This window comes from Zobellella maritima (assembly GCF_003075035.1).
GTDB classification, from domain to species: domain Bacteria; phylum Pseudomonadota; class Gammaproteobacteria; order Enterobacterales; family Aeromonadaceae; genus Oceanimonas; species Oceanimonas maritima.
Window position 1 is genome coordinate 1638709 of sequence record NZ_QCZE01000001.1, and the last position, 24959, is coordinate 1663667.

Below are 24959 nucleotides of genomic sequence, written 5' to 3' on the forward strand. Positions count from 1 at the left end.
AGCGTAAAAAAGGAGCCAAAAGGCTCCTTTTTTTATTCTTTAAGAGGGATGGGGATAGCATAGGTCAGCATTTTCTAACAACAAATTGGCGGGCCGCTACCGGACTTGCCCTAACTGCCGCTCCCGTGTCCTCATGCAACCCCATAACACAACCAGCCAGAAGGCATAAACCATAACGCCGCTGTTGTGGCCGAAAAATACTTGAGACAGTCCGAAGTCCATAAACGCCACTGGCAACAAGGCGCCCGCCAGCGCCAGCGACCGCAGCTCCAGATCCTCGGCCCGTAAACGACGGCTAAACAGCCTTAACGGCACCAGATACAGGGCCAACAACGAAAGCAGCCCGAGAATGCCGCGACGAGCCTGGGCATCCAGCATTTCATTATGGGCATGATTTTCTGCCGCAAACTGGATCACTATGCCGTCATCGGCCAGTGCCTGCATGCCCTGCCGATACCCGGACCAGCCCCAGCCCGTCAGCGGCTTTTCAGCAATCAGCTGCAAGGCCCCCTGCCACATATCCAATCGTGCTCCCAAAGACGTCCACTTGTCGCCCTGCTGAAAAAGCTCAATATCGGTAAACGCTTGCTGCACACGAGAGTGTAACCCGGTTTGTGGCAAGCTATAGAGCAGAACAGCACCTGTACAGACCAATGCAAGCCCCCATAAACGGATACTGCGCCTGACTTCCCGACCATAGGCACGGTACAGCATCCAAAATATCAGCGGGAGTCCAATCCAGCCGCCCCGGCTGCCGGAAAGCAGCGAGCCCAGCATGCCCGCCAGGGCTCCCAGCAGCATAAACGCCATCCAGCTCCGTGCACGGGGCTGCACCGCCGCCCAGCCCAGCCCGGCCAGACAGAAAATGCCCATCAACATGCTGATATTGCCAAACTGGATCACATAGGTATAACCAGTGGCCCGCTCTATTCCCAAAAACAGTTTTTGCCACACAGCCCAGCCGGCGGTGAGCAAGCCGCCCACTACCAGCCCCGACCACAACAACGCCAACCTGGGGGGATAGGCCAGTACAAACAGCAACACGGGAACGGCAAAGATAAAACGACTTGGCCGGTCAAAGGCGCTGGCGTCTGCGCCTTCCAGCCACAACTGGGCACAGAACAGCAATGAATACATAGCCAGGACCGCCATGAGCTGCCTATCTTCCTGCTGGAGGTGTAGCGCGGGGCGGAGATACAGCAGAATTAAGCTGCCAAGCAGCAGCAGGCCAGCGCCATAGGTATAACCACTCGGCACAACCAGAACGATAGCGCCCATCAGGAACACCGCCAGGCTACTGTAGCACCGACCCAAAGTGGTTTCATCGATAGGCTGACAGGCCATTGATGCTGATTGATTCATACAAATATGCCCGCTAAACGGGTTCCAAATAGATAATTGACTAAATACGCAAGGGGCAGTGAGAGTTGAAAGCGACAACCGCACACTAGATAAACATTCCAACTACTCACGTCGTCAAGTAAGCCTATCAATAGGCATTCTTGTTCACAAACCCCTTGAACAGGGTCCAGAAAATAATGCGCAAGTCCAGCCATAACGACCAGTTATTGATATACCATAGATCGTGCTCTACCCGTGCCTCCATCTTTTCCAGGGTATCGGTTTCACCGCGCAGGCCATTCACCTGGGCCCAGCCGGTAATGCCCGGCTTGACCTTATGTCGCTTCATATAAGATTCAACCAGGTCCATATAATACTCATTGTGCGCCAAAGCATGGGGCCGGGGACCGACGATCGACATGCGCCCCTGCAATACGTTGTAAAACTGGGGTAGTTCATCCAGGGAAGTGCGACGCAGAAAAGCGCCGATGGGAGTCAACCGGCTGTCGCCACGGGTGGCCTGGGTCACCTGCCCGGTCTGCTCCTGATGTACCGTCATCGAACGAAACTTGTATACCTTAACGGTACGGCCATTGACTCCGGTACGATGCTGTTTGAACAGCACAGGCCCGGGCGAGCTCAACTTGATGGCGGTGGCAATCACCAGGCACACCGGCACGATAAGCACACTAATTACAATCCCCAACAGCAGGTCTTCCAGGCGCTTGAGCATTTGAGCCACACCATTCATCGGCGTAACACTCAGATCAAAGGCATAATGCCCGGCCACCTCACTCACCCTGTGATTAAGCAGCTGCATATCACCAAACTCGGGAATAAAGCGTACTTCCACCGTATGATGGCGCAGCGCATGAAAAACCGAACGTACCGCCGGCCCCATCTCCAGCGGCACGCAGATCCATACCTCCTGGGCGCCCGAGTCGGCCACTCGCCGGGCCAGACTCATCAAGACGGCATCATCCATTGACATTGAGTCCAACCGCTGCACGCCGGCAATACAGTAACCTGCTTCCGGGGTGGAACGCATGCCCCGCCCTACTCGCAGAATGTTTTTCCCCGGCCCAACCAGAAATACCGAACGCAGCGACTTGCCCATACGCCGGGCCTGGCGTAACAGCAGCTGAATGGCAACTCGGGCCACACCGGCCAACATAAAAGAAACCAACAGTGCAGCCCCCACCCACAATCGGGAATATCTGTCCGCCGAATGGGTGAGGTACACCACAGAAGCCACCAAGCCAGCCACCACCAACCATACCAGTAACTGGCGCGCCAGCAAGTTGGAAAGACGGGTAATACGCCAGCGCTCATAGGCGCCGATGGTACTGTTGATAAAGGTGACCAGCAGGATCATGATTACCGTGGCCAGCCAGTAGCTATCCGGCAGTTGAAAATGGTCAAAACGCCAATAATAGGCCAGTGAGGCTCCAACAAGCAGGGAGGCTGCATCCAAAAAAGGCACGACGACCTGAGGTGGATAACGCTCGGTAAAGCCCGATGAACGGTACAACATTTCAATTCCCGCAATGGATGTAGGTGATTATTTAGCCGGCAACCAATGAGTAAGCAAGGCCTCATATTCTGCCAGTACCTTGGGCCATGTAAAATGACTTTGAAAGCGCCGCCTGCTGGCAGCTTTCATCTTTACCCTGGTTTGTTCATCTTCCAGCAGGTTATCAAAAAGCGCACAACACGTTTCCTCGTCAGGAAAATAGGCTGCACCGTCCCTGACCACCCAGCGGTTGAAAGGATTATCATGGGCGATAACGGCACTACCAGCCCCCATGGCCTCTACCAGTGATGGGTTGGTTCCTCCTACTCTATGGCCATGCAGGTAGAAGCGACAATGAAAACGCAGAGCTCGTACCACGGCAGCTTCATAGATAGCGCCAGGGAACAGAACTTCCTTGGAAGCCGCCGCCATAACCCGTCGGTGAAATGGGTTTAAATCAGGCTCGAACTGACCCAGTACCACCAACCTATGATGCCGCTCACGGGCACTGAAGGCCCGCACAATTTCCAGAATGGAGTTTTCCGGTTCAGGACGAGCGATCACTACCGAAAATTCTCCAGGCGTGAGGCCCAGCCTGGTTAACTCTTCTGAATCGGCATAGTTAAGCTCATCGGCACCATAGGGAATCATGGTGATTTTCTGCTCATCGACTCGAGTAGCCAAATGCTCTTTTATTGCGGGATGATCTGCAATCAGGTGATGACCAAACCAGCAGCCGGCACGCTCGTTCAGCCATAACCAAGCACGAGCAAATGGACTCCATTTATCACGCTGCCACTCCAAGCCATCCATATTGAAGAGATTTGTTTGGCCACTAATTCTCTGCCATAAATTGAATAATGCTGTATTATAGCCGAGCGTTAAGCAAATCCCCGGCTCCCTACGAGCATGACGAATGGATTTCCAGTCAAAAATTATGGTGCCTATGGCACCATCCCGATTTACTGGCACATGAACCCGACGAATACCATGCCATTCACTTTCAGTGATGGCGCCCTGGCCCACTTCCTGACAATAGACACTAACCCGCCACCCCTTCGCTACTAGATAAAGTGAAAATCGTTCGGCAAAAGTTTCAAAACCACCATGGGTGGCGGGAACTCCACGAGTTCCAAGGATAATTAACTTTCGTTCCATTTAAGACTTCTTGGCTGTAAAAAGAGCATATAAGAAAAAGACAAATACTGCAGGCAGAGAGAACAAAAAACTCATGACACCCAAGAAACGCCGAAAGACTGACATTGGAGGAGTTGATAAGGTATCAATCAAAGTATCTGCAAATCGACGCCAATAAAAATGAGGAGCCATATCAAGCATAGACTGGCTCATTTTATGGACCTTATCATGAGAACAGCTTAACTCCAATAACACCTCTGATAAGTTATTTCGCTCAGCAACTACCCCCCCTCCGTTCGTTTTAATCCTTATTCCCCATTCATCATCCCAATTCTGGACAATAGGCAACCCTAGTGTCAGGCAATCAAAATTTCGCGTCCTGGATGCGTAATCATTTTCGTACCCATCCTTACCCCAAACAAGTGAAACATCAAACCCTGACCAATAATCAAATCTCGTTGAAAATTCCACCCAAGGAAGAAAAATAATATTCTTTTTTAGTTCAGGCTTGACATTTTTTAGCAGTTCCTCTTGATAGTCCATAGCCACACCAAAAAACACTGCTTTGATATTTTTATTTTTAGCAGACGCCTTAGAGATTTCATTTATAACGCCTTTCAAATCAAACCATCCATAAGCCCCTCCCAACCAACCAATAAGAAAGTCCCCTTCCGATATTTCACCACCAGAGAGTTTGACAAGTAAGGACTTACCATTTTCTTTTGAATAAAATCCGGCATTGCTGCAGCCAAATGGGATTATCGAGACTCTTGAAAAATCCCTTGTCACAGTAAAAGGGGTAACAACTCCTCTATATAAATCCATTTGCCGTTTATTAGCTACCAGTATATGATCGAAAATCAGGGATGAAAACAGAACACGCAACACATTAAAATACGACTTAATTAAAAGTTTAATGCTGGAGAACCCCTCCCTTGCTCTATTCAACTCATCCAATTCAATCCAATGTGGAACATATCCATCAAGCACAATACGTTTCTTTAAAAAACCACAAAGAATGGCTAAGAAAAGAATTAATGGACCTCCACCATGTAAAACAATGACATCTGATCCAAAAAAAACCTTAACAAGTTCTTTGAAATCATGAACAGACACAAAGTTAACATTATCTGGCAAATGCTCTGGTAGTGCAGTTCGACCACACAAAGAAACTTTATGCCCAAGAGAGTTAAGCTCATATGCCAGAGAGAAGTATCTCATTTCTGGCCCACGAAGTGTGGATGTATAATCCCCTTTATACAAGAGAAGGAAATTCATTCGCTAACACCTAAATAGCACCTAAAGCTCAAAAGCATATTAAAAATATAAAAAATCATTAATTACTCGACAACAAAAAAAGTAAAGTGCATATAATGAATACAGGGCAAGAGCAGGGCGAGATTATGAAACTACCATTCCTGACAAGACCCCCGCTGTCCACATTGACTTCCAACACGGCGAAGTCAGCCCTCCTATAGCATATTCAGAGTCCCAAAAATGGCCCAGTGGGAGGCGCCACCTCGCGGCGATATGGCCGCAGGCCATCGAATATCTTTCATATATCATCGCGCCTGGGTCGCCACTCCTACTTATAATGGCGACCTGTTTCATGCTTTACACTCTACCTGCCAGCGGGTGATCTGCCTCACAAGACCCTGAGTGGCCGCATCCTGCTGCCCACTCCCGACACCGGCCAGCTCATCCACGAGTTGGGCTGCCAGCTTTTTGCCCAACTCCACTCCCCACTGATCAAAACTGTTTATATTCCACAACCAGCCCTGGATAAAGGTTTTGTGCTCATACATAGCGATTAATGCCCCCAAAGTCTTGGGAGTAAGCTCATCACACAGTATGGTGGTGCTGGGGCGGTTGCCGTTCATCGTTTTGTAGGGGGCCAGCCGAGCAATTTCCTCGGCACCCAGTCCTTCGGCTTCAAGCTCAGCTTCTACCTGCTGCCGAGTTTTACCAAAAGCCAGTGCCTGGGCCTGCGCCAACATATTGGCCAGCAATTTACGTTGATGCTCAGGATAGGGATAAGGGGTACGAACAAAACCGATAAAGTCCGCCGGCACGATCAGACTCCCTTGGTGCAACAGCTGAAAAAACGCATGCTGGCCATTAGTACCCACCTCTCCCCATACCAAGGGGCCGGTGCTATGCGTTATCGGCCTGCCGCGGCTATCCACACTCTTGCCATTAGATTCCATGTTCAACTGCTGTAAAAAAGCAGGAAAACGGTTTAGGTGATGGCAATATGGGAACACCCCTTCACTACCTAGCCCAAGCACATTGATGTTCCAGATACTCAGTAACGCCAGCAATACTGGAATGTTCTGTTCAAAGGGCGTCTCTCTCAGGTGTTGATCCATCTCGTGGGCACCCGCCAGCAACTGCTCAAAGCGATCAAACCCCAGGGCAAGGGCAATGGGCAGCCCAATGGATGACCAAAGGGAAAAACGCCCGCCCACCCATTCCCAAAAGCGGAACATATACGCGGCATCAATACCAAATTCAGCCACTGCCAGGCAGTTAACCGACACCGCCACAAAATGCTTTTCCACCTGCTTGGCATCACCACAGGCAGCCAGCAGCCAGCTGCGCGCCGAGCGGGCATTGGTTAGCGTTTCGTCGGTAGTAAAGGTTTTGGATGAAATAACAAACAGGGTACGGGCCGGATCAAGATGCATCAGCACGGACCCCAACTGGGCACCATCCATGTTAGACACAAAATGAACGCGAATTCCCTTATCCTGGTAGGGGGTTAACGCTTCTGTCACCATTGCTGGACCCAGCTCAGAACCACCAATACCGATACTCACTACATCCGTTATCGTCTGCCCGCTGTAACCACGCCAGGCACCACTGTGCACCTGCTCGCAAAAACTGCGCATACGCGTAAGCTCCATATGCACAGCGGGCACCACATTGTGCCCGTTAAGGCTAACATTGGTCTCGGGGGGAACACGCAGCGCTGTGTGTAATACCGCCCTGCCTTCGGTATGATTAAGTTCGTTTTCGCCAAAAAGTGACTCAATAGCCGGTGCCAGCTCCATGGTACGAGCCAACTCACATAAGGTGGACAATACCTCGCCAGACAGATGCTGGCGAGACAGATCTACCCGCATATGCCCTCCAAAGGTAAAGCAAAAACGCGTAAATCGAACCGGATCTTCTGCAAAACGCTGCTTCAGGCTTATCGAAGATTCACCCTGTTTTAATTGCTGCAGTGCCATAAATAATGGCTGTGTATATAAAGTTCTCATTAGAGTCTATTCTCACTTGAGTTAGCCCGTACCATTAGACACTCTTGCTATATATATGCTGATTAAATAACTGATACAAATACCGCTACATTGTAGACAGAAGTCAGGATTCGATAAGCAGACCCTCTGCGCCAGGGCCAGAAAATGTTCCCTTCCATTCCGGCATTCCCGCCATCCATGGCAATCAGATGGCGCGCCGGAGCCCCTAAGGATGGGTTTATGGCGAGTCTGCGTTCGAGCCTGATCTCTGTAGCACAATTAGGAACAGTTATTTAAATACTGCTGTGGGAAAGACTGTCCGAACGTGCGAAAGGGGCAGGTATCATCCAAGCCTGCTATTAAGCTTTATGCAGTTCGGATGCGAACTTATTTAGGATGGTCGACATCACCAAAAATAAAACCCAGGGCAAGGTTACAAAGCATGATATAAACATATGCTTATCAAGCCAGAGCGCTTTTTATCCATAATGATATCTGAAATGATTCTGGCAACGCATGGGTTGTTCACAAAACACCCTATTATTTGTTAATTCTTTCAATCAGTAACTTACAAGATGCGAGTTTGTTCTGGTCATACCATTCATGATCTTGCCTGGCAGCATTCCCTTGGCCAACAACTTGGCCGAACTGATATAATAGCGCACAGAGATATCGCTGGCTTGCCCCTTCTTTCCGTATGGCAGCAGCTCCCCTGAATCGAAATCACAGTGACTCAAAAAAGGGAAAGTTTTCATTCAAGTTATCTATTCATAACCTGTTAAGTTTAACGCGATTATTCATGCTCTTTCCCTGATGATGAACCCAGCATTAACATATAGAAAGTATTCCCGCTATAAACTAAACACAGGCTTGACCTGAAAGAGATGGATAAAAGCAGTGAGAAGGTTGGCTTCCACTTCTATACTCTTACCCAACACTATGATGAATACAGTAACGATAACACTAAATCCTTACTATTCTATTTATAGAATTCTTGGTGACCATGCCAAGCTAAAGTCTTCATGATCAATAGTCAGGTTAGGGTTATAGTATGGATCGTTTTTTAAAAGAGCTCCCCACTTATTCTTCATAAACTGCGTCTCAAAATTAAATCTCTTTATTTTCTCTGGAGTATCTTCGGCACCACGGCTTATAGATTCATGGTGATATAACTCTGCATATGTTGCCCAGACATTACGATATCCAGCCTCACGAACTTTTAGACAGAAGTCAACATCATTAAATGCAACTTTGAGATTAACCTCATCCAGCCCACCGACCTGCTCAAACACTTCTCGCCGAACAAGCAAACAAGCCGCTGTTACTGCAGAGACAGCTTGCGACAGTAATAATCTACTGAAATATCCTACTTCAGATTTTTCATAATACTTATGCGAGTGACCAGCCACACCTCCAACACCAAGAATCACACCAGCATGCTGCAAGGTATCATTACTGTAATACAGCTTGGCACCCACGCATCCTATTTCTGGACGAATAGCATGACTAACCATTTCGGACAACCATTCAGGGCTAATTACTTCAATATCATTATTAACAAGACCAATGATTTCACCCTTGGAATGCTTAACGCCAAAATTATTTATCGCTGAATAATTAAAAGGATAGTCGTAACGAATTACTTTTACGCGTGCATCCTCTTTTTGAATACTCTCGAAAAAATCAAGTGTATCAGACTCAACACTACCATTATCCAAGATCAATATTTCAAAGTTGACATAACTACTTTTCGTCAAAATGCTGCGCACACAGGTTTCCGTAATATCACGGCAATCACGAGTTGGAATAATGAGACTAACCAAAGGTTCAGGATAGGGGACAGAGTAATTTACGCGGTAAGTATTAGGTACAACACCACTTTCTACCGTAACCGTTTTAGACTGACTGACAAAATAATCACGTAAAGCTTTAATTCCAGCCTCGGTAGTATAACTTTTTTCTCCCGAACACAAGGCAGTAGATCCCTCTGCTACACGCCAGTGATACAGTACCCGTGGTATATGAATAATCTGCTCGTCATTTAAATATGGGAGACAACGTAATAGCAAATCGTAGTCCTGACTGCCCTCTAACCCAGTACGGAAGCCACCAATATTTTTCAAGATAGTATGTTTGTAAACGCCCAGGTGTGACACATAATTCTGCGAAAAAAACAGTTCAGGGTTCCAATCACTCTTAAAATGGGGAGAAAAACGATTTCCCGCCTCATCCACTTTATCTTCATCCGAGTAAATCACACCAGCATCAGGGTTTCTGATTATTGTATCAGCCACATAATAGAGTGCATGTTCTGGTAATAGGTCATCATGATCCATTAATGCAATCCAATCACCAGTAGCCAACTCAAGTGCACTATTTGATGCTGCAGAGATATGACCATTCTCATTACGAAATACAACTTTTATCCGCACATCATCTAGAGCAAATTTTTCGAGAAGGGAACGAACCTCCGGATCAGTCGAAGCATCATCGGCAATGCACAGTTCCCAATGCGGATAAAGCTGTTTCTGTACCGACTCTATCGCATCTTTTAACCATTGAGGTTTGGGGTTATAGGTCGGCATGACAACGGAAATTAAGGGTGGCTCTTGCATCATATTTATACGTGAACTGATACTATCACGCGCGTCTTTATCTATGCTGTCGAAACGACGTACCCATTCAGCATAATCATTTCGCTCAAATTTTTCCGCTTGTATATGGTAAAGAAATAGCCGAAATTTTCTAAACAGACCTTTTATACCATCTCTTCTATATAAATTAAATGCTTTCCTTATAACCCTATCCATCCCTCCTTCCGACTGACAGAAACGATAGATAAAACTGATCATTTTACGCCACTTCTCTACATATCTTTTGCTAAAAGATTTAATGTTTCGCAATGGCGCAGTAATACGCCAACTTACCGATTCACAAAGCTCTTTATTAAGATTGTTAAGGGCTTCTATTTTATTTTCCTGATCAATTATTTTATTCTCAAATGTTCGTATAGCCTCACTAATTCCGTAAATCTGTTCTACCTCAAGCCGCTCGCCAAACCTCTCTTCATTCGACACTTTTGCTTCAGCAATATTTTCGGCTGGTGTAGCCAAGCAAACATATTGAAAGTCCAGCGACTCACTGTTTTTCACAAACAGTTGTAGTAAGCGCAGGATATCTTTATCTAAATTTTCACCAAACATGGTTTCGAAGTTATCTGGTGTTAGTGTAGTCGATACAATGTCCGATACTTGATAAGCACTTTCAGTAAAAAGGTTGATTAATGTTTTTTTTGTGAAAAATCGAAGGTGGGTACGATCCATTATTCCCAAGTCTGTATAATCCCAACGCCCTTCGAGTAACATTGCGCGCATACAAATATGTGCAACATTAGGAACAGATGCAACAATGACACCTGAGGTCGTTAAATAATTACGCGTCAGCTCCAAAACATCGTTAGGATCAGCTATATGCTCAAGAACATCACCAAAAATCACCACATCAAACTTTAATTCTGGGTTTTCTGAGAAGAAATCCTGAACGCAACCTTCAAATACGTTATCTAGCACTTTTGCCGCAACCTGTGCGGCTTCATGACATGGCTCAACACCAAAAACCTGATGCCCTGCTTCACGCAACGCAGCACCAAGATAGCCAGAAGAACACCCAACCTCCAGAATATGCAATGATCGTCCGGCAGAAACTTTATCTACAAAGTCATATGCTAAAGTATGAGAGTTGTTTTTATTTGAGAGATCAATATTTGCCACATATTTCATTAATATCACCTGGAGCTCAGGGTTAAAACCTAAAGTAAATAGACAGAGGAGTTATAATAAGGAAAGCTTTACGCTCTCGTACTTTATACCAACCAGCCCCCAACGAACCTTACTCGAAGAAACTGAAATAATTGCAGCATCGTGCAACCAATGGTGTTGCACATGCTCTTGCAAATCACCATCAGCAACCGATGCTAAGAGAACATACTGTCCATTTGGAAGCATTGGCAGTCTAAAGCAAAAATCCCCTTCAAACTCTTCACCAGGTTTAACACTTTTAGGATTGGATGTCGTAAATGGCAACGTGTTCTCACCAAACAAGTCTTGCCCAAGGCGGTCTTTTACAGAAAAACCTATTATCGGGCGTTCAAGGCTTTTATAGGCACGAGCACGAATATTTAATCGTACCAGCTCGCCTCCCTCAAACACCTCTTCATCCGCTTTGCTGAGGTTACTCACACGTACATCAATTATTTCTGCCGAACCTGACTTCCATCCATTGGCATCACTGAGGTTATTTACAAATTTTATCTTAGCATCGTAATCGATAACTTCTGTGCCATTAACATATTGTTCGGCAACGACTTTATTATCTTCCTTATCTAGATCATTTGACTTTTTTTCAACAGAAGAAAGATTTATTTCATCACCATAGACTTCTTGCAAACTATACTTTAAATAAGCTTCGGATACTTCTTTTGAAGATCCAAATCCTTTAACTTGACCATTAGCCAACCACAAAGCCTTTTCACAAAGGCTCTGAACTGCGGCAGTATCATGACTCACAAAAAGTAAGGTTCCTTTCTGCTGAAAGGAACGTATGAATCGCATGCATTTCTGTGTAAAAATAGCATCACCGACAGCCAAGGCTTCATCAATAACAAGTATATCAGCGTCCACATGAGCAATTACTGCAAATGCCAAACGGACATACATTCCACTTGAATACGTTTTTACTGGTTGTTCTATATGATCTCCTATATCAGCAAATGCTGCAATAGAAGAAAACCGCTGATCTATAGCTTCCTTTTTCAAACCATATAAAGAAGCAGCCATATATACATTTTCACGTCCAGTAAATTCAGGATTAAAGCCTGCACCTAACTCAAGGAGGGCAGCAACTCGGCCATTAACTTTAATACTCCCATTGGTCGGATTCAGCGTAGAACAAATCATCTGCAACAATGTTGACTTGCCTGATCCATTTTTTCCTATTATTGCTAAGGTTTCACCTTTTCGCACTTCAAAGGCTACCTTGTCTAAGGCCCAGAACTCTCGATAGTATTGTTTCTTCCTACCAAAAAGCATTTGCATTAGACGATCGCGTGGCCGGTCGTATATATGATAACACTTTCCCAGGCCTTCAACTTTTATGGCGATATCAGAGGACATCTGCAAACCCCTTCCTTGTCTTCTGAAACCATACAAACCCCAACCAAGCCATTAATGCAGCAACGACTGTATATGCGGAAAGAATGGACCAATCAGGGTACCTACCCCAAAAAAGCAAGTCTCGAGCTTGCTCTATTACTATTGTAAGAGGGTTTAAATATATAAATTTACGATAAGCTTCCGGTAATGCTTCAGCTGGATAGAATATTGGTGATAGAAACATCAGCATCGTCGTAGCAATACCAATAAATTGAGAAATATCACGTAGGTACACAGCTAAAGATGCCAAAATCCATGACAGGCCCATAACAAGAAGTGTTAGTGGTACAAGCAATAATGGCAGCAGCAGAACGGTGGGTTGAGGGATGCCGAATAAAATAAAATACGCGACTAACCATACAATAAGACTAACCAAGAAGTGAAATAATGCTGTACCTAATGAAACCCAAGGTAGTATATCGAGGGGAAATAAAACTTTCTTTACATAGCTTGTGTTGGCCAATATCAAGCTTGGTGCACGGTTTATACATTCAGAAAAAAGGCTGAACATCATTATCCCTGAAAACAAAACCAGCGCAAACTCTGTTTTAGACTCACTTCCTCCATCCCAGCGAGCCTGAAATACAACACTAAATACAAAAGTATAAACTGCAAGCATTAACAAAGGGTTAAAAAAAGACCAGAGGATACCAAGGAATGAACCACGATACCGCCCTATCACCTCTCGCTTAGTGAGAGCTTTAATAAGGCTACGGTTACGCCATAAGCTAGCAGCCATCTCTCTAGGAGAAATAGAAAAACTTTGCATCAAGCAAAAACCTCTGCACTTTCTAACAATGCTGCTTTTATATCCTTATCAGATAAGGTAGGAATGAAACTAACAGGCCAATCGATTGCTAAAGCTGGATCATTCCATAAAACACTACGATCATGACTAGGAGCATAATAATTAGTCGTTTTATATAAAAATTCCGCAGTTTCCGACAGCGTCACAAAACCATGTGCAAAACCTTCAGGTATCCATAATTGACGCTTGTTTTCCGCAGAAAGATTAACGCCTACCCACTTTCCAAAAGTTGGTGAGCCTCTACGAATATCCACCGCCACATCAAATACTTCACCCTGTACCACCCTTACCAGCTTGCCTTGGGCAAAGGGAGGCAATTGATAATGAAGACCTCTCAACACCCCCTTTACTGAGCGAGAATGATTATCCTGTACAAAATCAACCTTTCTACCTACGGCGTCTTCAAATACCTTTTGGTTAAAGCTTTCAAAGAAGAAACCTCGCTCATCGCCAAACACCTTGGGCTCAATGATCATTACTTCAGGAATGGTCGTTTTAATTATATTCATGCTCTATACCCAGCTTTAATCATGTTCAAAAGGTACTGTCCATAACCATTTTTACTCATAGGGGATGCTAACTGCTGAACCTGCTCAGCACTGATAAACCCCTTGCGGTAGGCTATTTCTTCCGGACAAGCCACTTTCAGACCCTGGCGGTGTTCTATGGTCTGGATAAAACTGCCGGCTTCCATCAAGCTATCGTGAGTGCCGGTGTCCAGCCAGGCATAGCCACGGCCCATGGTGGTGACCGCCAATTCGCCTTTTTCCAGATAAATCTTGTTAACATCGGTTATTTCCAGCTCACCGCGAGGCGAAGGCTTGAGACTGCGGGCAATGTCGATCACCTGGTTATCGTAAAAATACAAGCCGGTCACTGCATAATTGCTTTTGGGGGTGGCCGGTTTCTCCTCGAGGCTCAACGCCTGACCTTCGTTATTGAAATCCACCACACCGTAGCGCTCGGGATCATGCACATGGTATGCAAATACAGTCGCACCGGCTGCCTGGCCGCTGGCCATTTCCAGCTCTTGCTGCAAGTTATGCCCGAAAAAGATGTTGTCACCCAGTACCAGAGCACAGGGATCCTTACCGATAAAATCGGCACCGATAATAAAGGCCTGAGCCAGGCCATCGGGACTGGGCTGAACTGCATACTGCAGGTTCAGGCCCCACTGGTTGCCGTCACCCAGCAGCTGCTCGAAGCGCGGCGTATCCTGTGGGGTACTGATGATCAGGATATCCTGGATACCCGCCAGCATCAGAGTACTGAGCGGATAGTAGATCATCGGCTTGTCGTATACCGGCAGCAGCTGCTTGCTCACCGCCATGGTCACCGGATAAAGTCGGGTGCCTGAGCCTCCGGCCAGGATAATGCCCTTGCGCTTGTTCATTGGTTTTGCTCCAGAAATTCGTTCAACATGCGAGAAACGCCTTGCTGCCAAGGTGGCAGTTGAAGGTCAAAGGCGGCTTCCAGCCGGCTGCAGTCCAGTCGGGAATTCAGTGGTCGGGTTGCCGGCGTGGGATACACACTGGTGGGAATGGGTTGCAGTTGCTGCAGGGTCAGGGTTACCCCGGATTGGCGGGCCTGCTCAAATACAAAGGCGGCATAATCATGCCAGCTGGTTTCGCCCGCTGCTGCCAGATGATAAATCCCGGCAAGCGTGGGTTTTTGCATGGCAATACGCAGCGCTTGGGCGGTAGTGTCGGCTATCAGCTCGGCACCGGTGGGGGCACCAACCTGATCGTTGATCACCTTAAGCTCGGTGCGCTCACGCGCCAGCCGCAACATGGTCTTGGCAAAGTTGTTGCCGCGAGCGGCGTATACCCAGCTGGTGCGAAAGATCAGATATCGAGAACACTGTTGCACCATGGCCTGTTCACCGGCCAGCTTGCTGGCCCCATACACATTTAGTGGCCCGGTTACATCGTCTTCCCGCCAGGCAGTGGTGCCGGTGCCGTTGAACACATAGTCGGTGGAATAGTGCACCAGCCAAGCGCCCAGCGCTTCGGCCTCCTGGGCCAGCACGGCAACGCTGTCAGCGTTGATTTGCCTCGCCTGCTCGGGCTCGCTTTCTGCCTTATCCACTGCGGTGTAGGCGGCAGCATTAACGATCACATCCGGCTTGAGCGCACGAATACTTTGTTTCAGACCTTCCGGCTTGGCCAGGTCACCACAATACTCGGTAGCATGACGATCCAGGGCCGTCAGCCTGCCGAGCGGCGCCAATGCCCGTTGCAGCTCCCAACCCACCTGGCCGTTTTTGCCCAATAACAGGATATGCATTATTCGGCTCCGTACTGTTGGCTGATCCAGCTCTGGTAGGCACCGCTTTTAACGTTGTTTACCCACTTCTGGTTGACCAGGTACCATTCCACTGTTTTGCGGATGCCGCTTTCAAAGGTCTCCTGCGGCTTCCAGCCCAATTCCCGCTCGACTTTGGCGGCGTCGATAGCATAGCGTTGATCATGCCCAGGACGATCGGTGACAAAGGTGATCAACTGGCGATAGTCGCTGATGCCGTTCAAGGCCGGATTTTGTTGCGGAGGGCGCATCTCGTTGAGCAAGTCGCATATGGCATGCACAACGTCTAAATTGCGTTTTTCGTTGTGACCACCAATGTTATAGGTTTCTGCCTCTTCTCCACGGGTCACCACCTCATACAAGGCGCGGGCATGATCTTCCACGTAGAGCCAGTCGCGTACCTGGTCACCCTTGCCATAAATGGGCAGGGGCTTGCCCTCCAGGGCATTGAGGATCACCAGCGGAATGAGTTTTTCGGGAAAGTGGTAAGGACCATAGTTGTTGGAACAGTTGGTCACCAGGGTTGGCAACCCATAGGTACGCTGCCAGGCTCGCACCAGGTGATCAGAGCTCGCCTTGCTGGCGGAATAGGGAGAGCTGGGGGCATAGGAGGTGGTTTCGGTGAACAGATCCTCGGTGCCGTGCAGATCGCCGTACACCTCGTCGGTGGAAATATGGTGGAAACGAAACGTCGCCCGGCGCTCGTCATTCAGGCCGTTCCAGTACTGACGTGCGGCTTCCAGCAAAGTGTAGGTACCCACTATGTTGGTGTTGATGAATTCCGCAGGCCCGCTGATGGATCTGTCCACATGGCTTTCGGCCGCCAGGTGCATCACCGCATCGGGCTGGTGCTCGGCAAAGAGTGCATCCAGGCCGGCACGGTCACAGATATCAAGCCTGGCGAAGTGATAGCGGGACGAGTCGGCCACCGGCTCGATTGACTCTAGATTACCGGCGTAAGTAAGTTTGTCCACATTGATGACACTGTCCCGGGTGTGCTGAACAATATACCGAACCACGGCCGAGCCGATAAAACCGGCACCGCCGGTAACAAGAATTTTCATAAGGTAAACCGTCTCGCTATTATACTCAAGGAATGCTACCGCCCGTAGGGTTCAATTGGCCAATCCCCCACGGCCCGGTAATGAGTTGTTACACGCCAGTTTTTGTCTGATATTCGCTACTGACGCATTTACTTTCTGTTTGGCCCTGCGGAATTGGCACTACCTTATCCTCTGGAATCAACCAGCCTAATGTCGTATTGACTTGCATTGATTGAAGATAAAGTTCTCTGACAAAAAATATCCGCGCGCAGTTTACTAAATCAGGCAATCTTATTAAACCCTAAGCATATTCTTATAAAAATATGCTTTAAATTCAAACACAAACAAGTCAGGCGAGAATGGTTATCAGTAATGTGAAATGCCATGCCCTGGTAGCGGCTCATTACCTTTTTGTGGCATGACTGCGTAATTAAGACTGCATGTGACAATGTCATTAACCTATAGAAGTGTCTGCCACTAGCGGACAAGCCCGCGTTTGCAGATACGCAGGTAACTGTGGCAGCAGGATTTACCATATTGAATATTGATAACGATAGTTTATTTTGCTGATCCGCCCTTTACCGCCGGCAGTAGCAAGGCCGCATTGATGCCCCGGCTACTCGCTCCCACCAATACAGGGCTGTCGGCCCTGACCATCAACAAGCTGGCCCTGTCGGTACCGGCTGCCAGCCAGGCGGACAAAGACCAATGACCCAGGGGCAACATGGCCGTATCCAGCTCTTCGCGCCGCAGTATCGGCATAAGCTCTTTTACCCGTGCCGTCGGCACCAGCACCCACAGCGGCCAGTGTTGCTGGCCGGCCAGCTCCCGGGCCTGGGTAAGCAACTCAACATCGGAAGGATTGTCACAGACGATCAGCAACTGGTTGACCGGTCGAAACCGGCTACTCAGCAACAGCAGCGGCCGGCGCAGGATCGCCAGCCAGGCGGGCAGCGGCTCGGCCGCTTCATTCAACAGCAGGGCCGCGATGTCATCCTCTGTACCGGCAATCAGCAGCTGATCACGACGGCCCCGTATCACTTCCCGGCTCCATTCCAGCGTCCGCCGCCGGGCCAGGGCTTCAAGACGCCTTTCAACCAATTCCCGTCGGCGGCGAAGCTGCCCCTCCAGCTGCTGCCGGCTGAGCGGTCGTACCCGGCCGGTCATCATGCTGATCTCTCGGCTGCAAGGCAGCTCGCCACAGCGCAGCAGGTTTTCGTCTTCCACAAACACGGTACGCAGACCGGCACCCTGAGTGGCTGCAAAATCCACCATCACCTCGAGCCGGTCCAGCTCGTTGCCGCTGAGTTCAAAATACCAATTGATGCGGCGGATCATGGCTGCTTGTCGGGGCGCTCCCCGCCCTCCGCATCATCATGGTGCTGGCGGCGCTGTACCTCGACCAACCTTTGCAGCCGCTGTATAACCCGGCCATTTACCGAATCCGGCGGATAGTCACCCTGGTCATTGGCCTCGCCCACCGCCATGCCGGTCAACAGAGCCAGGGCCTCGTCCAGCCAGGACACCGCGTAAACACTGAACTGCCCCTGGGCCACCGCCTCGCGTACCTCACGGTTCAGCATCAGGTTGTCGATATTGGCGGCGGGAATAATCACCCCCTGACCGGTTGCCAGCCCGCGGGAGCGGCACACCTCGAAAAAGCCTTCGATTTTTTCGTTCACACCCCCGATGGGCTGCACCTGGCCGAATTGGTTGATGGAGCCGGTCACCGCCAGCGCCTGATTAAGCGGCACCCGACCGATGGCGGAGACCAGTGCGCAGCATTCGGCCACCGACGCGCTGTCGCCTTCAATCATGCCGTAAGACTGCTCGAAAGCCAGGCTGGCAGACACAGCCATGGGGCCTTCCGGCGCGTAACGGTGACTCAGAAAGCGAGACAGAATAAGGATCGCCTTGGCATGTACGGCGCCACTGAGCTTGACCTCCCGCTCGATGTCGAGCACCGACCCCTTGCCCAGACGGGCGGTGGCGGTAATCCTGGCCGGTTGACCGAAACGATAGTTGCCCAGATCCAGCACCGTCAGGCCGTTTACCTGGCCGACCACGGCACCCTGTGTATCAATCAGCTTGCTGCCGCGCAGAATCGACTCTTCCATGCGCCGGTGAATGCGGGCCGCCCGCCGTTGCCCCGCGGCCAGCGCCCGCTCTATTGCATCGGCCTCAATACTGATGTGGTTGTTGCGCTCGGCCTGATAGTTGGCCTCGTGCAGCACATCGATCAAATCCTCGGTCAGGGCCGAAAGCCGAAGCCTGTCCTCCGCCAGCCGGCCGGCATGCTCCACCAACCGGGCCATGCCGCTGCGGGTGAGCGGACGCAGCTCCTGCTCACGCACCAGCCAGCCAATGAAACGGGCGTAACGGTGCAAGTTTTCGTCACTGAATTCGATGGTGTCGTTATAGTCCGCCTGTACCTTGAACAGTTTGCCAAAGTCGGGATCATGGGCCGCCAGCAGGTAGTAAAGCCGGCGATTTCCAATCAGCACCACTTTTTGCGCCAGCGGCACCGGCGCCGGCTCAAGGGTAATGGTGCTGGCCAGGCTGTAGAAGCTATCCAGGGATTCGATACGGATCTCGCGGGCGTACAGTGCTCTTTTCAGTACCTCCCAGGCCATCGGCTGCTGCAGCAATTTCTGTACATCGAGGATCAGATAACCGCCATTGGCCCTGTGCAGGGCGCCGGCCCGGATCAGGGTAAAGTCGGTGATCAGGGCGCCCTGCTCCACATGGTGCTCCACCCGCCCCAGCAAGCGGGACAGGTTGGGCCAGTCTTCATACACTACGGGCGCCCCGCTGGCATCGCTGTTGTCCACCAGCAGATTGAGCTGATAACGCGCCAGCAGCTGAGCCGGCAGCTCTCCTTCCCGCATATGGCCAAGCAGCAAGTTGACATTGCCGCTTAGATCCTGCTGAATCGCGTCCAGATGGTGCAGTGCCGGCTCGCAGCCGCCATACTCCTTGCGCAGCTCGTCGATCAGGCTGCCGCCGGCAAACATGACCATTTCTTCATTCAGCCACTGAATATGCTGCTGGGTTTCCCGTTTCCACTGGGGAAACTGCTGCAGTACCTCCTGCAACCGGCTTTCTATCCGGGCCAGGGCCTGCTCCATGGCGGTGCGCTCCTCTTGGGGCAACCGGCGAAAGGTGCGGGCGTCCAGCACCTCGTCGTTTTTCTTCGGTGCCAGACTGAATCCGGTGGGCGTATTGATTAATGCCACCTGTTCGGTCTCGGCCAGTGCCTTAATCTCGGCCAATGCCGCCGTCTGACGCTCTGCCAGCTGCTGATTCAGCTCATCCAGCTGGTTGCGATACTCCTCGGTTTCAAAGATGGCCGGAATGGAAGTCCGCAGCTCCTCAATCAGTTTCTCAAGGCTGCTCCGAAAACGCCGCCCCACCCCGCTCGGGAGCACCAGCAGCGCCGGCCGCCGGGGGTCCTCGAAACGATAGACATAACAGAGATCCGGCGGCACCGGCTCGCTTTCAGCTCGGCCACTCAAAAACCGCCTGATCAGCGCATGCCGGCTGCAGTTCTCCGCCGCCATCATGTAGATGTTAAAGCCCTGGCTGCGAATGCCGGTACCAAACGACAAGGCCTCGAGCAACTGATCCTGGCCCACCAGGGCGCCGGTGTCGGTAAGTTCATCGGTGGTAGTGAAGGTGAACACGGCTTCATCGCAAACGCGATAAAGCCGATCCACCGAAAGCGGGGAAACGAATGACATGGCCAGCCTCATGCAGATATGCTGATGAAAGCTTAGCCAATAGCTAAAGGGCGGGTAGGTTTCTCTGCTTATTCGTCCGTGCCGTTGCCGGCCACCCGCTCACCCAGATGGAACAGGTTGAATTCGCCGGGCTGCATCTTGCGCCACTGCTCGTTGTTGGTCAGCGGCTGGGTGGTGATCACCGTCACCACATCGTTGGGGGTGGTCTCTTTCTGGAAATCGATCTCCACATCTTCATCGATCAGGTGCGCCGGGCCGAAGGGCGCACGGCGGGTGATCCAGTGCAGGTTGTTGCTGCAATAGGTCATCACGTATTCGCCGTCTGATAGCAGCATATTGAACACCCCCAGACCGCGCAGGGTATCGCACAACTTGGCCACGTAGCGAAACATGGCCGCCATGTTGCCGGGCTTGCGTGGGTATTTCTGTTCCAGCTCGTGCAAAAGCCAGCAAAAGGCCCGCTCGCTGTCGGTATCACCCACCGGTCTGTGCCGGCCCGTATTGAGTTTGTTATAGCCGGTAAGCTGGCCGTTATGGGCAAAGGTCCAGAACCGCCCCCATAGCTCACGGGTAAAGGGGTGGGTGTTCTCCAGGGCAATCCCGCCCCGGTTGGCCTGCCGGATATGGCTGATAACGGCACAACTCTTGATGGGATATTCCTGCACCAGGGTGGCGATACGCGATTGACTGGAAGGCGCCGGATCCTTGAAGGTTCGCAGGCCCTTGCCCTCGTAAAACACGATACCCCAACCGTCCTTGTGGGGGCCGGTCCGCCCGCCCCGCTGCATCAGGCCGGTAAAGCTGAAGCAAATATCGGTGGGCACATTGGCGCTCATGCCAAGCAGTTCACACATGGTTTGCCTTCCTTAACCCTGTTCCATTTCTTTTTCCACCAGCTGGATAAGGATATGGATTATCTTGATGTGCACTTCCTGAATGCGATCCGCGTAACCGAAATGGGGTACCCGTATCTCCACATCACTCAGCCCCGCCATCTTGCCGCCATCCTTGCCGGTGAGGGCGATCACCTTGATGCCCTTGGCCCGGGCTGCCTCAATTGCCTTGAGGATATTGCCGGAATTGCCGCTGGTGGACAGGCCGAACAGCACGTCTCCTTCCCGACCCACCGCTTCCAGGTAGCGAGAGAACACATATTCATAGCCGAAGTCGTTGGAAACACAAGAGATGTGGCTGGGATCGGAAATGGCGATGGCCGGATAGCCGGGGCGGTTTTCCCGGTATCGTCCGGTAAGCTCTTCGGCAAAGTGCATGGCGTCACAGTGGGAGCCGCCGTTGCCGCAGGAGAGCACCTTGCCACCCGCCTTGAAGCTGTCGGCCAGCAACCGGGCAGCCTGCTCTATGGCCTGGATATTGGCATCGTCCTGCAGGAAGTGTTGCAGCACGGTGGCCGCTTCGGTGAGCTCATTACGGATCAGATCCTGGTACATGCAAAGGCCTCTCGCTGGCGATAAAGGGGCATTTTGGCATAAGGGGCAAAAATGGGGAAGGACAGCTACGCGGGAGCGCACTTCCTGACTGAGAGGGGCTTGATTTAAACATCCGTATGAATTACAACTAGGATACACCCAAACAGGTCAGACCTCTCAATATTAACAAGGAGTTGTTTATGGTTACCGCCCTGTTATTGCTGCTCGCCTGGGGTATGCTGGCGTATCGTCAAGCCAGCCTCCTCAGTGCCACCCTGATTACCGCCATTATCCTGGCCATCGGCTCCGGCCTGGGTCAGGTGGCGCCTGCTGTCTGGCTGATATTTGCCGTGATGGCGGTCGTTGTTAATGTATCTTCCCTACGTCAGGGCTTGCTCAGCCGCCCGCTGTTCAAACGGTACCGAGAGCTGATGCCGGAAATGTCCGACACCGAAAAAGACGCGATCGAAGCCGGCACCACCTGGTGGGAAGCCGAACTGTTTCGCGGCAGACCCGACTGGCAGACCCTGCATAACTATCCCCGGCCCCGTTTAAGTGAGGAGGAACAGGCGTTTCTCGACGGCCCGGTGGAACAGGTATGTCGTATGACCAACGACTGGGAGGTGACCCACGAGCGGGCCGATCTGTCCCCCGAGGTATGGGCCTATCTCAAAGAACACAGATTCTTCGCCATGATCATTAAAAAAGAATACGGAGGCCTGGCATTCTCGGCCTATGCCCAGTCCAGGGTGCTGCAAAAGCTGAGCAGCGTCAGCGCCGTGCTTGCCTCCACCGTCGGCGTGCCCAACTCCCTCGGTCCGGGTGAGCTGCTGCAGCACTATGGCACCCGGGCGCAGAAAGACCACTACCTGCCCCGCCTGGCCCGGGGCGAAGAAATCCCCTGCTTTGCCCTGACCAGCCCGGAAGCGGGCTCGGATGCCGGCGCCATTCCCGACGTCGGCGTGGTCTGCATGGGAGAGTGGCAGGGTGAACAGGTGCTGGGCATGCGCCTGACCTGGAACAAACGCTACATCACCCTGGCGCCGGTCGCCACCGTGCTGGGACTGGCCTTCAAGCTGAAGGATCCGGATGGCCTGCTGGGAGAGCAAGAAGATATCGGCATCACCTGTGCCCTGATCCCCACCCGTACCCCGGGGGTGGAGATCGGCCGTCGTCACTTCCCCCTGAACGTACCGTTCCAGAACGGTCCGACCCGGGGCCATGAGGTATTCGTGCCCATCGACGCCATTATCGGCGGCAAGGAAATGGCCGGTCAGGGCTGGCGCATGCTGGTGGAATGTCTGTCCGTGGGCCGGGGCATTACCCTGCCCTCCAACGGCACCGGCGGCGCCAAGGCGGTCGCCCTGGCCTCCGGTGCCTACAGCCGTATTCGCCGCCAGTTCAAACTGCCCATAGGCCAGATGGAAGGCATAGAAGAGCCACTGGCCCGTCTGGGAGGCAATGCCTACCTGATGGATGCCGCAAGCATGCTGACGGTCACCGGCATCGATCTGGGGGAAAAACCCTCGGTAATCTCCGCCATCGTCAAATATCACCTTACCGACCGTGGCCAGCGTAGCCTCATCGACGCCATGGATATCCACGGCGGCAAGGGGATCTGCATGGGACCTAACAACTACCTGGCCCGGGGCTACCAAGGGGCCCCCATCGCCGTTACTGTGGAGGGCGCCAATATACTCACCCGCAGCATGATTATCTATGGCCAGGGTGCCATTCGTTGCCACCCTTACGTTCTGGCAGAAATGCGGTCGCTGCAGGAGCCGGATCCCCAGCAGGCACTGGCCCGGTTCGACCAGGCCCTGTTCGGTCACCTGGGTTTTGCCATGGGCAACCTGGTACGCAGTGTCTGGCTGGGCCTGACCAACGGCCGATTCAGCCCGGCACCGATTAAGGACAGCACTGCCCGCTACTACCGTCAGATGAACCGCTTCAGCGCCAACCTGGGATTGCTGTCCGACATCGCCATGGCCAGCCTGGGCGGTGATCTCAAGCGCAAGGAACGACTCTCCGCCCGCCTGGGCGACATCCTCAGTCAGCTCTATCTGGTATCGGCCACGCTCAAGCGCTTCAACGATGAAGGCCGCCCGGCCGAGGTATTGCCCTTGGTGCACTGGGCCTGCCAGGATGGCCTCTATCGCACCCAAACAGCGCTGGACGAACTGCTGAACAACTTCCCGGCCCGCAACCTGGCCCGGATGCTGAAGCCCCTGCTGCTACCCTACGGCAAGCCGCTCAGGCGGCCATCCGACCGGCTGGACCATCAGGTAGCCCAATTGCTGCAAAGCCCCAACCCGGCGCGCAGCAGCCTGGCAACCGATCTGTACCTGACCGCGGAGCCAGGCAATCCCCTGGGGATGCTGGAGCAGGCACTGCGTGAGCTCATCGACGCCGAACCGCTGTTCAACAAGGTGGTGCACGCCCTGGGCCGTCGCCCCTTTACCATGTTGGACAAGGTCGCCGAAGACGGCCTGGCTGCCGGACTGCTGGCCCAGGACGAGGCCCGTCAGCTGGCTCAGGCCGAAATCAGTCGGCTGCGCACCATCAATGTGGATGACTTCGATCCCCTCGAGCTGGTGGCCAACAAGGCCCTGTTTGACGACAGCCTGTTAAACAAGGCCGCCTGAGCCGAAATAAAAAGCGCCCGGGACTCACGTCCCGGGTGGGCTCAGCGGACCATCAGCACCCTGGGCTCACCCTGACCAAAATGCGCCTCCTCAAAGCCCGCCTCCCTGAATCCCAGGTCCGCATACAACTGCCTTGCCGGATTGTCCGGATGCACGGTCAACTTTATGTGGGTAAAGCCTTTTGCTTCCAGGATTGCCAGCACGTCCGCCAGCAGGCGTCGGCCCAGGCCCTGTCCCCGAAAATCCGCATTTACCGCCAGTGACAATATCCAGGCCTCGTCCGCCTGATCACTGGGTACCGCCAGCACGTAGCCGGCCAGGGCCCCCGCATCCGGCTCGGCCACCAGCAGCAAGGATGGCCACATATCCAGGGCCTGGCGAAAAAAGAAATCCGGAAAACAATGATCGCCGAAGGCGTTACATTCCAGCGCATACAGGCCGGCCATATCCTGGATATTTACCGAGCGAATCAACATTCGTCGTCATCCTCTTCATTCATCGGGCACCTATGATGCCATGCTCAACCAGCCCGGCAAACCTGGGTCAATG

The 24959-nt window shown here is 51.5% G+C and carries 18 protein-coding genes; 1 reads left to right on the top strand and 17 read right to left on the bottom strand.

Going from position 1 to position 24959, the window contains the following annotated elements; translation table 11 throughout:
- Nucleotides 1–96: 96 nt before the first annotated feature.
- The 16 genes from DCS96_RS07545 to lpcA form a co-directional block, all read right to left on the bottom strand.
- Nucleotides 97–1362, bottom strand: coding sequence for an O-antigen ligase family protein (locus tag DCS96_RS07545; protein WP_232818202.1), 1266 nt, complete (start codon nt 1360–1362; stop codon nt 97–99).
- Between the two features lie 127 nt (nt 1363–1489).
- Entirely contained in the window at nt 1490–2875 is a 1386-nt protein-coding gene (locus tag DCS96_RS07550; RefSeq protein WP_116473687.1) for an undecaprenyl-phosphate glucose phosphotransferase, read from the bottom strand.
- Between the two features lie 27 nt (nt 2876–2902).
- Nucleotides 2903–4012 (bottom strand): DUF1972 domain-containing protein, encoded by a 1110-nt coding sequence (locus DCS96_RS07555; RefSeq protein WP_116473688.1) that lies wholly within the window; start codon nt 4010–4012, stop codon nt 2903–2905.
- Complete coding sequence (locus tag DCS96_RS07560; protein ID WP_198649951.1) at nt 4013–5269, bottom strand: glycosyltransferase family protein; 1257 nt, start codon at nt 5267–5269, stop codon at nt 4013–4015.
- Nucleotides 5270–5598: 329 nt separating this feature from the next.
- On the bottom strand, nt 5599–7254 hold the full coding sequence (gene pgi / locus DCS96_RS07565; protein WP_269801893.1) for a glucose-6-phosphate isomerase: 1656 nt from the start codon (nt 7252–7254) through the stop codon (nt 5599–5601).
- A 962-nt stretch (nt 7255–8216) separates the two neighbouring features.
- Nucleotides 8217–11012, bottom strand: coding sequence for a glycosyltransferase (locus DCS96_RS07575; RefSeq protein WP_116473691.1), 2796 nt, complete (start codon nt 11010–11012; stop codon nt 8217–8219).
- A 51-nt stretch (nt 11013–11063) separates the two neighbouring features.
- Nucleotides 11064–12404, bottom strand: coding sequence for an ABC transporter ATP-binding protein (locus tag DCS96_RS07580; RefSeq protein WP_116473692.1), 1341 nt, complete (start codon nt 12402–12404; stop codon nt 11064–11066).
- A complete protein-coding gene (locus DCS96_RS07585) occupies nt 12394–13212 on the bottom strand; it encodes an ABC transporter permease (protein ID WP_116473693.1) in 819 nt (272 codons plus the stop codon). The genes DCS96_RS07580 and DCS96_RS07585 overlap by 11 nt, the downstream gene beginning before the upstream one ends.
- Nucleotides 13212–13760: a dTDP-4-dehydrorhamnose 3,5-epimerase gene (gene rfbC / locus DCS96_RS07590; RefSeq protein WP_116473694.1), complete on the bottom strand. Its 549-nt coding sequence runs from the start codon at nt 13758–13760 to the stop codon at nt 13212–13214. The genes DCS96_RS07585 and rfbC overlap by 1 nt, the downstream gene beginning before the upstream one ends.
- Nucleotides 13757–14644: a glucose-1-phosphate thymidylyltransferase RfbA gene (gene rfbA / locus DCS96_RS07595; RefSeq protein ID WP_116473695.1), complete on the bottom strand. Its 888-nt coding sequence runs from the start codon at nt 14642–14644 to the stop codon at nt 13757–13759. Before rfbA ends, rfbC begins: the two co-directional genes overlap by 4 nt.
- Complete coding sequence (rfbD, locus tag DCS96_RS07600; protein ID WP_116473696.1) at nt 14641–15537, bottom strand: dTDP-4-dehydrorhamnose reductase; 897 nt, start codon at nt 15535–15537, stop codon at nt 14641–14643. Before rfbD ends, rfbA begins: the two co-directional genes overlap by 4 nt.
- Nucleotides 15537–16619 carry a dTDP-glucose 4,6-dehydratase gene (gene rfbB, locus DCS96_RS07605; RefSeq protein ID WP_116473697.1) on the bottom strand — a complete coding sequence of 361 codons (1083 nt, stop codon included), beginning with the start codon at nt 16617–16619 and terminating at the stop codon, nt 15537–15539. The genes rfbD and rfbB overlap by 1 nt, the downstream gene beginning before the upstream one ends.
- A 537-nt stretch (nt 16620–17156) precedes the next feature.
- Nucleotides 17157–17936: a hypothetical protein gene (locus tag DCS96_RS07610; RefSeq protein WP_116473698.1), complete on the bottom strand. Its 780-nt coding sequence runs from the start codon at nt 17934–17936 to the stop codon at nt 17157–17159.
- Complete coding sequence (locus tag DCS96_RS07615) at nt 17933–20338, bottom strand: Lon protease family protein (RefSeq protein WP_116474568.1); 2406 nt, start codon at nt 20336–20338, stop codon at nt 17933–17935. The genes DCS96_RS07610 and DCS96_RS07615 overlap by 4 nt, the downstream gene beginning before the upstream one ends.
- A gap of 68 nt (nt 20339–20406) precedes the next feature.
- Nucleotides 20407–21192 carry a class II glutamine amidotransferase gene (locus DCS96_RS07620; protein ID WP_116473699.1) on the bottom strand — a complete coding sequence of 262 codons (786 nt, stop codon included), beginning with the start codon at nt 21190–21192 and terminating at the stop codon, nt 20407–20409.
- A gap of 12 nt (nt 21193–21204) precedes the next feature.
- Nucleotides 21205–21786, bottom strand: coding sequence for a D-sedoheptulose 7-phosphate isomerase (gene lpcA, locus DCS96_RS07625; protein WP_116473700.1), 582 nt, complete (start codon nt 21784–21786; stop codon nt 21205–21207).
- Between the two features lie 179 nt (nt 21787–21965).
- Between lpcA and fadE the strand changes: the two genes are divergently transcribed.
- On the top strand, nt 21966–24410 hold the full coding sequence (gene fadE, locus DCS96_RS07630; protein ID WP_116473701.1) for an acyl-CoA dehydrogenase FadE: 2445 nt from the start codon (nt 21966–21968) through the stop codon (nt 24408–24410).
- Nucleotides 24411–24451: 41 nt separating this feature from the next.
- Here fadE and DCS96_RS07635 read toward each other — a convergent pair whose 3' ends face one another.
- Complete coding sequence (locus DCS96_RS07635; protein WP_116473702.1) at nt 24452–24886, bottom strand: GNAT family N-acetyltransferase; 435 nt, start codon at nt 24884–24886, stop codon at nt 24452–24454.
- Between the last annotated feature and the right edge of the window lie 73 nt (nt 24887–24959).